Annotated in this window: 16 protein-coding genes and 1 tRNA gene; 12 read left to right on the top strand and 5 right to left on the bottom strand. The window is 38.4% G+C overall.

All coding sequences use genetic code 11. The features are described 5' to 3' along the window. Nucleotides 1–157: 157 nt before the first annotated feature. Both RWM06_RS08450 and RWM06_RS08445 read right to left on the bottom strand, forming a co-directional pair. Nucleotides 158–400: a type B 50S ribosomal protein L31 gene (locus RWM06_RS08450; protein WP_000710764.1), complete on the bottom strand. Its 243-nt coding sequence runs from the start codon at nucleotides 398–400 to the stop codon at nucleotides 158–160. Between the two features lie 95 nt (nucleotides 401–495). After that, on the bottom strand, nucleotides 496–1,431 hold the full coding sequence (locus RWM06_RS08445) for a bifunctional oligoribonuclease/PAP phosphatase NrnA (RefSeq protein ID WP_313970805.1): 936 nt from the start codon (nucleotides 1,429–1,431) through the stop codon (nucleotides 496–498). Nucleotides 1,432–1,534: 103 nt separating this feature from the next. Between RWM06_RS08445 and RWM06_RS08440 the strand changes: the two genes are divergently transcribed. The 9 genes from RWM06_RS08440 (at nucleotide 1,535) to RWM06_RS08400 (ending at nucleotide 6,466) form a co-directional block, all read left to right on the top strand. Then, nucleotides 1,535–1,978 carry a flavodoxin gene (locus tag RWM06_RS08440; RefSeq protein WP_001162125.1) on the top strand — a complete coding sequence of 148 codons (444 nt, stop codon included), beginning with the start codon at nucleotides 1,535–1,537 and terminating at the stop codon, nucleotides 1,976–1,978. A gap of 115 nt (nucleotides 1,979–2,093) precedes the next feature. Continuing rightward, nucleotides 2,094–2,360 carry a chorismate mutase gene (locus tag RWM06_RS08435; protein ID WP_261075886.1) on the top strand — a complete coding sequence of 89 codons (267 nt, stop codon included), beginning with the start codon at nucleotides 2,094–2,096 and terminating at the stop codon, nucleotides 2,358–2,360. After that, entirely contained in the window at nucleotides 2,357–2,731 is a 375-nt protein-coding gene (crcB, locus tag RWM06_RS08430) for a fluoride efflux transporter CrcB (protein WP_313970804.1), read from the top strand. Before RWM06_RS08435 ends, crcB (RWM06_RS08430) begins: the two co-directional genes overlap by 4 nt. Further along, entirely contained in the window at nucleotides 2,725–3,054 is a 330-nt protein-coding gene (gene crcB, locus RWM06_RS08425) for a fluoride efflux transporter CrcB (RefSeq protein WP_313970803.1), read from the top strand. The genes crcB (RWM06_RS08430) and crcB (RWM06_RS08425) overlap by 7 nt, the downstream gene beginning before the upstream one ends. Before the next feature lie 118 nt (nucleotides 3,055–3,172). Continuing rightward, complete coding sequence (rplS, locus tag RWM06_RS08420) at nucleotides 3,173–3,520, top strand: 50S ribosomal protein L19 (protein WP_001068669.1); 348 nt, start codon at nucleotides 3,173–3,175, stop codon at nucleotides 3,518–3,520. 42 nt (nucleotides 3,521–3,562) lie between these two features. Then, a tRNA-Arg gene (locus RWM06_RS08415) sits at nucleotides 3,563–3,634 on the top strand. Between the two features lie 682 nt (nucleotides 3,635–4,316). Then, a complete protein-coding gene (locus RWM06_RS08410) occupies nucleotides 4,317–5,183 on the top strand; it encodes a helix-turn-helix transcriptional regulator (RefSeq protein ID WP_313970802.1) in 867 nt (288 codons plus the stop codon). Between the two features lie 243 nt (nucleotides 5,184–5,426). Further along, nucleotides 5,427–5,984 (top strand): CYTH domain-containing protein, encoded by a 558-nt coding sequence (locus RWM06_RS08405; RefSeq protein ID WP_084926591.1) that lies wholly within the window; start codon nucleotides 5,427–5,429, stop codon nucleotides 5,982–5,984. 107 nt (nucleotides 5,985–6,091) lie between these two features. Next, entirely contained in the window at nucleotides 6,092–6,466 is a 375-nt protein-coding gene (locus tag RWM06_RS08400) for a hypothetical protein (RefSeq protein WP_313970801.1), read from the top strand. A gap of 233 nt (nucleotides 6,467–6,699) precedes the next feature. On the opposite strand, the gene yidA is transcribed toward RWM06_RS08400, so the two are convergent. Beyond that, the gene (gene yidA / locus RWM06_RS08395) at nucleotides 6,700–7,506 is read right to left on the bottom strand and encodes a sugar-phosphatase (RefSeq protein ID WP_004261542.1); all 807 of its coding nucleotides are present in this window, start codon (nucleotides 7,504–7,506) and stop codon (nucleotides 6,700–6,702) included. 12 nt (nucleotides 7,507–7,518) lie between these two features. Then, the gene (locus RWM06_RS08390) at nucleotides 7,519–8,823 is read right to left on the bottom strand and encodes an HD domain-containing protein (protein WP_313970800.1); all 1,305 of its coding nucleotides are present in this window, start codon (nucleotides 8,821–8,823) and stop codon (nucleotides 7,519–7,521) included. 71 nt (nucleotides 8,824–8,894) lie between these two features. Here RWM06_RS08390 and RWM06_RS08385 point away from each other — a divergent pair, with 71 nt between their 5' ends. The 3 genes from RWM06_RS08385 to ffh all read left to right on the top strand — a co-directional run bounded on the left by RWM06_RS08385 (nucleotide 8,895) and on the right by ffh (nucleotide 11,278). Then, nucleotides 8,895–9,272 carry a DUF1934 domain-containing protein gene (locus tag RWM06_RS08385; RefSeq protein WP_313970799.1) on the top strand — a complete coding sequence of 126 codons (378 nt, stop codon included), beginning with the start codon at nucleotides 8,895–8,897 and terminating at the stop codon, nucleotides 9,270–9,272. 90 nt (nucleotides 9,273–9,362) lie between these two features. Next, nucleotides 9,363–9,695 (top strand): putative DNA-binding protein, encoded by a 333-nt coding sequence (locus tag RWM06_RS08380; protein WP_000402073.1) that lies wholly within the window; start codon nucleotides 9,363–9,365, stop codon nucleotides 9,693–9,695. A gap of 11 nt (nucleotides 9,696–9,706) precedes the next feature. Beyond that, nucleotides 9,707–11,278, top strand: a complete 1,572-nt coding sequence (ffh, locus tag RWM06_RS08375; RefSeq protein ID WP_313970798.1) for a signal recognition particle protein — start codon at nucleotides 9,707–9,709, stop codon at nucleotides 11,276–11,278. Between the two features lie 95 nt (nucleotides 11,279–11,373). On the opposite strand, the gene RWM06_RS08370 is transcribed toward ffh, so the two are convergent. After that, nucleotides 11,374–12,657 (bottom strand): solute carrier family 23 protein, encoded by a 1,284-nt coding sequence (locus tag RWM06_RS08370; RefSeq protein ID WP_313970797.1) that lies wholly within the window; start codon nucleotides 12,655–12,657, stop codon nucleotides 11,374–11,376. Between the last annotated feature and the right edge of the window lie 383 nt (nucleotides 12,658–13,040).

The following is a 13,040-nucleotide window of genomic DNA, read 5'->3' as shown; positions in this document are numbered from 1 at the left end:
TTATCAGACTAACTTCCACTTGGATTAGCGGTGGAACTTAGTTTGGGAATTTACCTTAAATTACCAAAGAGATTTTCGAAGAGTACGAGTCTGGAATATGAAAACAGCAGTTGATTTTAAGAAATAAAAAAGAACAGCCGAAGCTGTCTTTCTATCATTATTTGAGACCGTATTTTTTGTTGAAACGATCCACGCGTCCATCTGCTTGAGTGAACTTTTGACGTCCAGTGTAGAATGGGTGTGAGTCTGATGAAATTTCCACACGGATCAATGGGTAAGTTTCGCCTTCGAACTCAACTGTTTCGTTAGAGCGTTTTGTTGAACCGCTAAGGAATTGGTAACCAGTAGTTGTGTCCATGAAGACAACTGGGCGATATTCTGGATGGATATCTTTTTTCATTTTGCAATATTTCCTTTCTGCCATGGTCTCTTTGCGAGCCATAGATTGTTACCATACTAGTCTATCAGATTCTGAAAAGTTTGGCAAGTATTTTATCAGTTTTTAAGCAAGTTTTTTAACTTTTGGTAGATGATTTCGTTTTCTTCTAGGCTATAGGAATTAGCACCACTTGCTAGAGGGTGGCCTCCACCATCATGCTCCTTGGCGATTTCATTAATAGGATGAATTTTACTGCGTAAGCGAACACGGTAGTGACCATCAGCCTGCTCTACAAAAATTCCCCAGAGACTGATACTGTCAATGCGTCCAGGTGCACCGACAATGGCTGCAGTTTCAGCATCGGTAACATTGAATCGTTTTAAGATTTCCTGACTCAGGATAACGCGAGCAGCACCATTTTCATCCACTTCTAGATGGTCGTAGATGTAGCCTTGAAGTTTAGCAATTTTGTAGCTCATAGTGTCCATTTTGCGAGTGAGAGCTGCAAAGTCAAAGTTATGTTCTCTCAAATAAGCAGCAAGGCGGAGGGTCCGTGCAGTGGTAGAAGGGTAGAGGAAGCGACCTGTATCACCGATAATTCCTGCAAAGAGCAACTCAGCAGCGCGATCTGACAAGGCCAGTTGAGTTGTTTCAGCAAATAGGGTAATCATCTCACTAGCGCTGCTTGAACTAGTATCCACCCAAGATAGGTCACCATATACATCATCATTTGGATGGTGGTCAATCTTAATGAGAAAATCACCTTGACTATAGCGCTTATCATCAATACGAGCAGTATTGGCCGTATCACAGACGATGATAAGGGCACCTTGGTAGGTACTATCTTCAACATGATCCATTTCAGCCATCCAAGTAAGAGTTGGTTCATTAAAACCAACAGCTTTGATGGTTTTTTCTGGGAAATGATGTTTGAGAAGAGCTTTCAATCCCACCTGACTTCCCAAGGCATCAGGGTCTGGTTTCATATGACGATGAATGATAATCGTGTCGTATTCTTTAATTTTTTCTAAAATTTGATGGCAAATTTCCATAAATAACCTCAATTCTTTCTCATTTCATTGTAGCACAAGAATTTTTATTTTTAAAATGAAAAAGATGTGATATAATGGAGAAAGATAAATTGAGGAGGACGATATGGCATTAGCAAAAATTGTATTTGCCAGTATGACCGGTAATACCGAAGAAATTGCAGATATTGTAGCAGACAAATTACGTGACTTGGGCTTGGATGTTGATGTTGATGAATGTACAACTGTTGACGCTTCAGACTTCTTGGAAGCAGACATCGCTATCGTTGCGACCTATACTTATGGTGATGGAGAATTGCCAGATGAGATGATGGACTTCTACGAAGACCTAGCAGATCTCAACTTGAATGGCAAAATCTACGGAGTGGTCGGCTCAGGAGATACCTTCTACGATGAATTCTGTAAGGCTGTCGATGACTTTGACCGCGTTTTTGTAGCAACAGGGGCAGAAAAAGGTTCAGAGTGTGTTAAAGTTGATCTTTCTGCTGAGGAAGAAGACATTGAACGCTTGGAACAATTCGCAGAAGAATTGGCTGCTAAAGTAGGATAAGCATAAACGTGCGCTGATGCAATCAATCAGTGCATTTTTCTTACCGTGACTTGGGATTTTACTAGCCTATTTGGTGGCTTTTTGATACAATAATTCAAATAAAGGAGGAGACTGTATGGATTTAGATAGTATTCGGCAAGAGATTGATCAAATCGACAACCAAATTGTCAAACTGTTAGAAGAGAGAATGCATTTAGTTGAAGGGGTTGTCGCTTACAAGAAGGCTTCAGGTAAACCGATTTTAGATACCAAGAGAGAAGCAGTTATTTTTGAAAAGGTTAGGAGTCGTGTAGAGGACAAGCGCTATCAGGAGACTATTGTAGCGACTTTTTCGGACATACTCAAACGTTCGCGTGATTATCAGGATCAAAATATCAAATGAAAAAAGAACAATTTTATCCGCAAGGGATTTTTCTAGCTGCTATGTTGGGCGGACTTGTCCGCTACCTAGTTTCCACTTGGTTACCAGCCAGTCCTGACTTTCCTTGGGGCACTCTCTTTGTCAACTATCTGGGAATTTTCTGCCTGGTTTATCTTGTCAAGGGCTATCTGGTCTATAAGGGGACAAGTAAAGGTGTTATTTTAGCATTGGGTACAGGTTTTTGTGGTGGTTTGACAACCTTTTCTAGTCTCATGCTTGATGCTGTGAAACTGCTTGATACAGGGCGTTATCTTAGCCTAGTCTTGTATCTCATTTTAAGCGTGGGTGGAGGCCTGCTCTTGGCTTATTTTCTAGGGAGGAAGAAATGGTAATCGTCTATCTTGCAATTGCTTGTGGCTTCGGAGCTCTAGTACGGTATTTCTTTTCCCGCTATAATCAAGCTTCTAAATTGCCCCTCGGAACGCTCATAGCTAATCTTTTGGGTTGTTTTTTAATTGGATTATTCTACAATCATGTGGAATCTAAGGAAGTCTATGCTATTCTAGCAACAGGATTTTGCGGAGGTTTGACAACTTTTTCGACCTTGAATGACGAACTCCAAAGACTGTTAAGTGATGAGAAGGTATTTTATTCTTATTTAGCTTTGACCTACCTAGGTGGTTTGATTGCGATTTTTTTAGGAATTCTGCTATAAATTTCTTTACTTTTTTGTGGAAATTTGGTAAACTGTATTTTGTGTGTAATGGACGCACAAAAATACAGTTTATCCGCTGAGGAAGGTTCCTCAAGATTGACAAAGATAGGAGAATAAAATGAATCCATTAATCCAAAGCTTGACTGAAGGTCAACTTCGTACAGATATCCCATCATTCCGTCCTGGTGACACTGTTCGTGTACACGCGAAAGTTGTCGAAGGTAACCGTGAACGTATCCAGATTTTTGAAGGTGTTGTTATCGCACGTAAAGGTGCTGGCATCTCAGAAAACTACACAGTTCGTAAAATCTCTAACGGTGTAGGTGTTGAGCGTATCTTCCCAATCCACACTCCACGTGTTGAAAAAATCGAAGTTGTTCGTTACGGTAAAGTGCGTCGTGCGAAATTGTACTACTTGCGTGCTCTTCAAGGTAAAGCAGCTCGTATCAAAGAAATCCGTCGTTAATTCGACTAAAAAACTCTGCTTATTCAGCAGAGTTTTTATCTAGCTCCCTTAGTTCAATGGATATAACAACTCCCTCCTAAGGAGTAGTTGCAGGTTCGATTCCTGCAGGGGGCATTTTTAGAAATGTAAAGAAAGACAAAGAAAATTCAAAATGTTTATTTGAAGGCAATTATCACAAGTTCATTTTTAAAAATAATTTAGTATTTTTTGTCTTTTTTGAGCAAATTTTGAGCAAAAGTTATATTTTGATTAATGAGTACAGAATAAAGTGGATCTGCATAGTAACTTTGACATCTATTAGTTAAAAAATAAGGACTTCCTTTGTTAGAATGTCCTTATTTTTATTATGGAATTGGACAAATGAGGTAAAGGTTCAGATCTATGAACTCAGAAAGTAAGTACAAAGCTTTAAACAACTTTCAAAAAGATTTGGTGTGGATTTTTCGGGCTAAGGTATGTGACAAAAAGAATTGATTGTTATGAAATAGAGAGCCTAAAAAATGGGGAAAATCGTTATTGTTCCCCTGAATTTGATATGTTGTAAAAGATTATTTCTGGTCTGTTAAATATATCAATAACAAAATTTAAACATGATAGTCTAATATCTAATCCATTTAAAGTGAATACGTTTATCAATCGTTTAAGTAAGAAAATCTCAAAAGAAGAAGGGATAGGTTTTAAAAGGTAACCTATCTAGTCATTACTTATATATAATTTGTATCTTTTGGTTTATTAATTTGTATTTAAAATTTAATCATGTTACAATTGAAATCGAATAGAAAAGGAAAATGCAAACGTGGGTACACTATTAGCAACAAGATTAAAAAATAGACGAAAAGAATTAAAAATGTCTCAGCGAGAATTGGCTGAGGGGATATGTAAACAGGGACAGATTAGTCGATTAGAGAATGGAGAATTTACTCCAGGAGCAGACTTTTTATATGCTCTGTCTAAGAAGTTAAAAGTTAGTATAGACTATTTTTTTAATGAGCAGATTGTAGAAGAGATTGATGAGTTATCAGAGTTTAAAAAGTTAGCCCAGACATTTATCACAAATCGAAATTATGAGTCTTTAAAATATATATATGAATTAGAGAGTGTAAAGATACATCGCTTGTCTTTAGTAGATAAGTTTTATATGGAGTGGATAAAATCTCTTATAGATTTTTATTTCTATGGGCAAAAAGAGGAGGCTGTGGCAAGATTGGAGAAGGTACTGTCTCAGTTAAATGTAACTGACCTGTTCTGCCTTCAAGTTTCAAATACTCTATTTAATTTTTATTATGATATTGAAGATTTAGAGAGCTTTAATGAAATTCGAGAAAAGTTAGAGTGTCAAGTAAATCAACTCAAGTTAAACACAATCGAAGAATTAAATCTTTCTATTAAATTTAATTATAATGTTTGTCGCTATCTATGGTTGCAGAATAATACTGAAGAAGCTATTACTAAAATCATAGATACGATAAAGCAATGTAAGACGTATAAAACAACATATCTTTTGGCTGATTTGTATGTATTGATGGGAAATGTCAGTAAGAATTTTTCTTCTAAAGTTGCAGTAAAAGAGTACTTTGAAACGGCTTATTTCCTTTATAAGCTTGAGGGAAATATGTCAATGGCTCTTAAAATCGAGCATTACATTGCAGATATAACAGAATAGTAAAGACGATGTTCAATTAAGCATCGCTTTTTTAATCCAAAAAGATACAAAAAGATACAAATATGTATTTAATAAAAATAAATAAAAAATATTATCAAAATTATTGACAGTATTATATTGAAGTGCTAAAATGAGTGCAAGAAAATATTAGGCTTTGTGTCTATAAAACATCACCAGAAACTTACTATAGACTGAGTGAATGTAAAGAGACTTCAGCCTTTGAAGAATTGAGAGGTAAACTTAATGAATGAATTAGAAGTTAGATTTGAACTAAACGATGAGAGAGATTATAATAATGCTATTTCATATTTAGAAAAATCTTATAAATTTAAGAGTGAAAATAAGCAAGTTGATGAATATTTTAAAATAAAAGGAAGAGAATTTGAAAATGATGAGGTAGGTAGCTTTATCTACAGAATTCGCCAAGAAGATGATAATAAAGCATGTGTTTTCACAAGAAAAGATACGATAAAACAAGGAATGTGGAGTGAAAGTGAAATAGAGTTAGAATCTGAAAAATTAGAATTTGTAAGAAATATCTTGCAAGATGGATTTTCAAATATTTTCACAATAAGTAAACATAGAAAGACTTATCATGATGCATTAGAAAATAAAACGATTAATCTAGATAAGATTGATGGTCTTGGATTTTATCTTGAGATAGAGATTTTAGGAGATTTTTCAAAAGAAGATTATAATAATTTTTATGATAAAATGTGCGGAGAGTTCTCGTTTTTAAATTCAAAAATAGAAACAAAGGGCTATGTCCAATTAATGAGAGAAAAAAATGGACGTAATTAAAATTATCAAATAGTCTTGTTGGGATTGTTTACTCAATTGCTGGATTTGGAAGTTTGATAGCAGTAACCTTTCTTTCTACTTTTTTGAATAAGAAGGATGCCTTTATCTTGATGAATGTATCAATGGCAACAATCCCACTTGTCATTATGGCAAGTGGGATGGTAGAAAATTGGATATTTTTTGGAATTTGTTATTCAATTTTGAGTGGACTAATTACAATAGCTTCTGTTTCGATTACAACAATACAGCAGCAAGAAAGTACTGTGTATAATATTGGAAAGATACTTTCAAGTTCTTTTGTAATAGCTACCATTTTTGCTCCTTTTGGAGGGATATTGGCCGCTTATTTTAATTGGCTTTTAAACCCAAGATTAAGTCTAGTTATTTTGGGATTACTAAGTAGTTTATTGGTTATTCTTATAAAGAGTTATGAAAAAAAGCTAATTAAGAAAAGTACTGCAATATTTATAAAGGAAGATTAGTGGATCAATTATCATTAAAAAAATAATATTAATTCGTATTAAAATAAAAAATTGAAAAAGGTTTTACATAATGTACTATCTAATTCAGATTTAATAATTATTGAGGGGATAGAACTAGAAACCAAAAATACTGAATATTAAACTGCCCCCAAAAGTAAGATTTTTCTGTCTAACTTTTGGGGGCAGTACATTATCTCTAACTTCTGGAGTGCTTTTTTTACATTCAAATTATTTTACAGTACCCATGTACGGATGGCATGGGCAACGCCGGATTCGTCATTTGTTTTGGTGATGTATTTGGCGATTTTTTTGATTTCTGGATTTCCATTTTCCATGACAACTGGGTTACCAACGACTTCCAGCATGGCGCGGTCATTTTCTTCGTCGCCTATAGCCATGGTTTCGTCTTTGGTCAATCCGAGTTTTTCAGCTAAGTGGGTAATAGCTGAACCCTTGTCTACATTCTTTTTAAGGAGTTCGAGGTAGAAAGGAGCAGATTTGTTAATAGAATAGCGCTCATAAAATTCTGCTGGTATCTTTTCAATCGCAGCATCAAGTATTTCTGGTTCATCGATGAACATACACTTGACGATTTCTTTATCGGCCATTTCTTCAGGTGTGCGGTAGAAGATGGGCATGCTGACGAGGGTTGATTCGTGCACCGTATATTTTCCGATATTGCGATTGGCTGTGTAGATACCGTCCTTGGTAATGGCGTGCATGTGTACACCGAGCTTGCGACTGAGAAATTCCATATCTAGATAATCCTCATAGGTCAAGGATTCGCTGATAATCTCATGCCCTGTAGCAGTTTCTTGGACAAGGGCACCGTTGAAGGTCACAACATAGTCACCCTCGTCTCTCAACTGCAAGTCGTCCAGAAGTTTGGCAACGCCTGCGATAGGGCGGCCCGTTGCAATGACAACTTTGACACCAGCTTCTTTGGCATCTTGGATGGCAGAAAAGACTTCAGGAGTAATCTCCTTTTGACTGTTGACTAGGGTTCCGTCAATATCGACGGCAATTAGTTTAATACTCATAAATTTCCTCTTCTAGTTTTTATTTGGGGTAAAATGATCGTTCTCAATCAAGTGTAAAAATTGCAGAGTAATGCTAGCAAAGATACTGTTTTGGTCTAACATTTCTTTCGGGAAATAAAAACGATTATCTCCGTGACGACTACCAGCAAGGGATTGGACGATAGGAGACAGGCTAGAGAGTTCGGCTAGTTCTCCATTTTTTTGTAAAATCTCAATCTGTGTCCGTGGATTTTCAGATTCGGGACGATAGATATCATAAGGAAGGTCAAAGTTCTTATGAATGGCAGTATAGTAGTCGGGATCAAAGCCGATGTCCTCAACCAATTTTCTCATGCTAGCGAGTTGGTCTTGGTCTTCTTGTGAAAAGGTAATGGATTTAAAGACCTTGCGGTTGACAAAGCGTTGCGACAAATCAGCAAGAATCTTATCAGGACTGGTCATCCAGAGCTGAAAGTAGGTATTCATCACACCATCATCTAGAGCCAGATAATCAGACAAGGTCACATTTTTTTCAAAGAAAGGCAGGAGATGTGGGGAAGTTCGGGCAAAGAAGTCCTTGTCTTCAGGATAGAGTTCCTTGGCGCGTTTGAGGAGATTCTGCAGGAGAACTTCCATGGCGCGTGTTGCTGGGTGGAAATAAACCTGCATGTACATCTGGTAGCGACTGAGGACGTAGTCTTCGATGGCGTGCATGCCATTACGCTGAAAGGCGATACCATTTTCGACAGGACGAATGACTCGGAGGATGCGAGTCAGGTCAAATTCTCCATAGGATGCTCCTGTAAAATAGGAGTCACGCAAGAGATAGTCCATGCGATCTGCATCGATTTGACTGGAAATGAGTTGCACGACCTGCTTGTTAGGATAGGTATGGTCGATGACACTGGCAACCTTTTCTGGAAAATCTGGCGCCACTTGTAGTAGGACTTGGTGAATCTCTGTCTCAGGACTTTGGATAATCTCCTGAGTAATGGCTTCATGGTCTGTATCAAAGAGATGTTCAAAAGTATGGGAGTAGGCACCATGCCCAAGGTCATGTAGGAGAGCAGCGGTCATGGTCAAGAGAGACTCGGCAGGATTCCATTCCTTAGGATATTTTTCTTCAAAAATCTCTGTGATGCGACGAGCAATATCATAGACTCCAAGACAATGGGAGAAGCGACTGTGTTCTCCACCGTGGAAGGTATAACTGGAAGTTCCCAGTTGCTTGATACGGCGTAAGCGTTGAAATTCTTTTGTATTGATCAAGTCATAGATGATTTGATTATTGACATGGATGTAGTTGTGAACTGGGTCACGGAATACTTTTTCGTTCATATGACCATTATAGCAAAAAGCTAGAGTTTTTGGTAAAATAGTAGGATAAGAGAGAAGAAAGAGGACTTGATGTGAAGATTCGGATGCGAAATACGATTCAGTTTGATGAGCAGTTGGAAGTGATTGACCAGCTTTATGATGTAGAAGTGCATAAAAAGGGAGATTATAGCTACCTGCTTTTCTATAATGAGGAAAAGGAAAAAGTAGTGATTAAATTTCATGATCAAGAACTGGTGATGAGTCGTTTTTCCAATCCCAAGACCACTATGCGCTTTTTAAAGGATAGTGATAGTTTAGCCTATATCCCTACACCTATGGGCATGCAGGAATTTGTTATCCAAACCAGTCGCTATCAAGTTGATAGGCAAAAGATTGAACTAGATTATCAACTACAAAATCAAGAGGGACATCCCTTTGCCAGCTATCAATTGGAAATTACTTGGGGCTAGTCTCATGTCTTTTTCAAATTTAGCTAGCTGTCTTCTTGGATTGGCTTTCTAGTGTGGTAGATTAGGCTAATTTTTGGTATAATAAAAGTTATGGAAATCGAAAAAACCAATCGTATGAATGCGCTCTTTGAATTTTATGCAGCGCTTTTGACAGATAAGCAAATGAATTACATAGAGCTCTACTACGCTGATGATTACAGTCTTGCTGAAATTGCCGAGGAATTTGGTGTCAGTCGTCAGGCTGTCTATGATAATATCAAGCGGACAGAAAAGATTCTGGAAGATTATGAGATGAAATTGCACATGTACTCGGATTACATTGTCCGCAGTCAAATTTTTGACCAGATTTTGGAGCGCTATCCCAAAGATAGCTTTCTGCAGGAGCAGATAGAAATTTTAACAAGCATTGATAATAGAGAATAAGAGGAAGAAAAATGGCATTTGAAAGTTTAACAGAACGTTTGCAGAACGTCTTTAAAAATCTACGTAAAAAAGGAAAAATTTCAGAGGCTGATGTCCAAGAAGCAACCAAAGAAATTCGCTTGGCCTTGCTTGAGGCCGACGTTGCCTTGCCTGTTGTAAAGGACTTTATCAAGAAAGTTCGTGAGCGTGCAGTTGGGCATGAGGTCATTGATACCCTTAATCCAGCGCAACAGATTATCAAAATCGTTGATGAGGAACTGACAGCTGTTTTAGGTTCTGATACGGCTGAGATTATCAAGTCACCTAAGATTCCAACAATCATCATGATGGTTGGTTTACAGGGGGCTGGTAAAACAACCTTTGCGGGTAAATTGGCCAACAAACTCAAGAAGGAAGAAAATGCCCGTCCTTTGATGATTGCGGCGGATATTTATCGTCCTGCTGCCATTGATCAGCTTAAGACCTTGGGACAACAGATTGATGTTCCTGTCTTCGCACTTGGGACAGAAGTACCAGCTGTTGAGATTGTTCGTCAAGGTTTGGAACAAGCGCATGCCAACCACAACGATTATGTTTTGATTGATACGGCAGGTCGTTTGCAGATTGATGAGCTCCTCATGAATGAGCTTCGTGACGTGAAAGCCTTGGCTCAACCAAATGAAATCTTGCTTGTCGTTGATGCTATGATTGGTCAGGAAGCAGCCAATGTTGCGCGTGAGTTTAATGATCAGTTGGAAGTGACTGGGGTTATCCTTACTAAGATTGATGGCGATACTCGTGGTGGTGCTGCTCTATCTGTTCGACACATTACTGGAAAACCAATCAAGTTCACTGGTACAGGTGAAAAGATTACGGACATTGAAACCTTCCACCCAGACCGTATGTCAAGTCGTATTCTTGGTATGGGGGATATGCTCACTTTGATTGAGAAAGCTTCTCAGGAATACGATGAGCAAAAAGCACTTGAAATGGCTGAGAAGATGCGTGAAAACACCTTCGATTTCAATGATTTCATTGATCAGTTGGATCAGGTGCAAAACATGGGACCAATGGAAGACTTGCTCAAGATGATTCCAGGTATGGCCAACAATCCAGCCCTTCAAAATATGAAGGTGGATGAGCGTCAGATTGCTCGCAAACGTGCTATTGTGTCTTCAATGACACCTGAAGAACGTGAAAATCCAGATTTGTTAAATCCAAGCCGTCGCCGTCGTATCGCTGCAGGTTCTGGAAATACCTTTGTCGAAGTCAATAAATTCATCAAGGACTTTAACCAGGCTAAACAGCTCATGCAGGGTGTCATGTCTGGAGATATGAACAAGATGATGAAGCAGATGGGAATCAATCCAAATAACCTTCCTAAAAATATGCCAAATATGGGAGGAATGGATATGTCTGCCCTTGAAGGAATGATGGGACAAGGCGGTATGCCTGACCTGTCAGCTCTCGGAGGAGCAGGAATGCCAGATATGAGTCAGATGTTTGGTGGCGGACTTAAGGGTAAAATTGGCGAATTTGCCATGAAACAGTCCATGAAACGCATGGCGAATAAAATGAAGAAAGCAAAGAAGAAACGTAAGTAAGACAAGGGAAGGCCGCAGGGCTTTCCTTTTTTAGAAAGAAGAAAAATGAGCACTTCCGTAGTTGGAAATGCTCGTTTTTTGATGTATTTAGATTCTTAATCTTTATTTTCGTATGGCAAGATCAAGTTCAAGATGATTCCTGTCATGGCTGATAGGGCAGTACCTGAAAGGGTAACTGGACCAAGTTTAAGGATAGCTCCTCCAAGTCCAAGGACCAACATAGCACTTGCGATGATTAGGTTACGCATTTGAGCGAAATCAACACGTTCTTTAATCAAGACTTTCAAACCGTTGCTGGCGATAACTCCGTAGAGAAGGATTGACATACCACCAAGTACAGCATTTGGAATAGTTGAAATCAAGGCAGTGAATTTACCAAGGAAGCTAAGGGCAATTGCGATAAAGGCAGCGTTACGGATAACTGAGACAGAAGCGATACGAGTCATACCGATAACCCCTGTATTTTCTCCGTAAGTTGTATTGGCTGGTCCACCAAGGAAGGCAGAAACAGAAGTTGCGATACCGTCACCAAGAAGAGTACGGTGAAGACCTGGTTCTTTCAAGAATTGACGGCCACAGATTTGACCCAAAACAGTATGGTCTCCGATATGTTCAGAAATTGTTACGATAGCGATTGGCAAGATAGCGATGGTTTCTGGACCGAAGTAAAGATTGTATTCTTCAAAGGCACCACCTGTGCTAAATGGCAAGTAGAAACCAGGAATTTCAAACCAGTTAGCTTTAAGAACTGGTGTAAAGTCAACCAAGCCAAGAGTTAGTGCGAAGAGGTAACCACCGATAATGGCAAAGAGGAATGGAATGATTCGTAGGAAGCCTTTTCCTTTTGTGTTGATAAAGGCAGCAATCAAGAAAGTAACAACTGCTACAAGAGCATTTTTCCAATTTCCATCCGCTACAAGACCAGCATTGGTAACAGCTGAACCTGCAAGTCCAAGACCGATAACGATGATCATAGGTCCGATGATGATTGGTGGCAAGAGTTTATCAATCCATTTTGTACCTGCAAAACGAACACCAGCAGCGACAAGAACATAGATAAAACCTGTAAGGATAACCCCTGTTTGTGCAGCTGATACATCCCCTCCTAATTCCTTCATAGCTAGGGACATAGCTGTGATAAAGGCGAATGATGATCCTAGATAAACTGGAACTCTAAAACCAGTTGCGATCATGTAGATGAGTGTTCCAACACCTGAAGCAAAAAGGGCAACAGATACAGGCATTCCCAAAATCAAGGGTACCAAGATGGTCGCACCAAACATGGCGAAAACGTGTTGGAAGCTAAGGAGAATTCCTTTTCCAGCCGAAGGACGTTGGTCAACGTCTAGTAACAAATCAACAGTTGATTCTTGTTTCATATAAACCTCACTTTTGGGCATCAAAAAAGAGCCCATTATTTTACAGCAATAGGCCCTCAGAGTAAGACTTCTCTAAAATCTAGACTTTAAAGAGTTTCAAGTATTTCTGCGTCTTCGTCACCTCACGGGATGACATTAAAAACCTTTGCTTGTGATAGTATAGCAGAAAAAAATGATTTTGTAAATCATTTTTTCCCGAGCCTGGAAATAAAGGAGCGAGGTTGATTTTGTAAATCATTTTTTCCCGAGCCTGGAAATAAAGGAGCGAGGTTGATTTTGTAAATCATTTTTTCCCGAGCCTAGAAATAAAAGAGCGAGGATGATTTTGCAATGTCATTAAGTTAAGAAATTCAAATACAATTCTGTATTTGGGTTTCTTTTTT

The sequence above is a fragment of the uncultured Streptococcus sp. genome, from assembly GCF_963516575.1.
Taxonomy (GTDB): Bacteria; Bacillota; Bacilli; order Lactobacillales; family Streptococcaceae; genus Streptococcus.
Note: the sequence above shows the minus strand (reverse complement) of the source record. Positions and strands in the feature narration are given on the sequence as shown.

Bases quoted from the DNA above. Each gene is read 5' to 3' on its own strand.
- RWM06_RS08440 (WP_001162125.1), top strand. From the start codon at position 1,535: ATGGCATTAGCAAAAATTGTATTTGCCAGTATGACCGGTAATACCGAA.
- rplS (WP_001068669.1), top strand. From the start codon at position 3,173: ATGAATCCATTAATCCAAAGCTTGACTGAAGGTCAACTTCGTACAGAT.
- yidA (WP_004261542.1), bottom strand. From the start codon at position 7,506: ATGAGTATTAAACTAATTGCCGTCGATATTGACGGAACCCTAGTCAAC.
- crcB (WP_313970803.1), top strand. From the start codon at position 2,725: ATGGTAATCGTCTATCTTGCAATTGCTTGTGGCTTCGGAGCTCTAGTA.
- RWM06_RS08380 (WP_000402073.1), top strand. From the start codon at position 9,363: ATGGAAATCGAAAAAACCAATCGTATGAATGCGCTCTTTGAATTTTAT.
- crcB (WP_313970804.1), top strand. From the start codon at position 2,357: ATGAAAAAAGAACAATTTTATCCGCAAGGGATTTTTCTAGCTGCTATG.
- RWM06_RS08445 (WP_313970805.1), bottom strand. From the start codon at position 1,431: ATGGAAATTTGCCATCAAATTTTAGAAAAAATTAAAGAATACGACACG.
- RWM06_RS08390 (WP_313970800.1), bottom strand. From the start codon at position 8,823: ATGAACGAAAAAGTATTCCGTGACCCAGTTCACAACTACATCCATGTC.
- RWM06_RS08450 (WP_000710764.1), bottom strand. From the start codon at position 400: ATGAAAAAAGATATCCATCCAGAATATCGCCCAGTTGTCTTCATGGAC.
- RWM06_RS08435 (WP_261075886.1), top strand. From the start codon at position 2,094: ATGGATTTAGATAGTATTCGGCAAGAGATTGATCAAATCGACAACCAA.
- ffh (WP_313970798.1), top strand. From the start codon at position 9,707: ATGGCATTTGAAAGTTTAACAGAACGTTTGCAGAACGTCTTTAAAAAT.
- RWM06_RS08405 (WP_084926591.1), top strand. From the start codon at position 5,427: ATGAATGAATTAGAAGTTAGATTTGAACTAAACGATGAGAGAGATTAT.
- RWM06_RS08370 (WP_313970797.1), bottom strand. From the start codon at position 12,657: ATGAAACAAGAATCAACTGTTGATTTGTTACTAGACGTTGACCAACGT.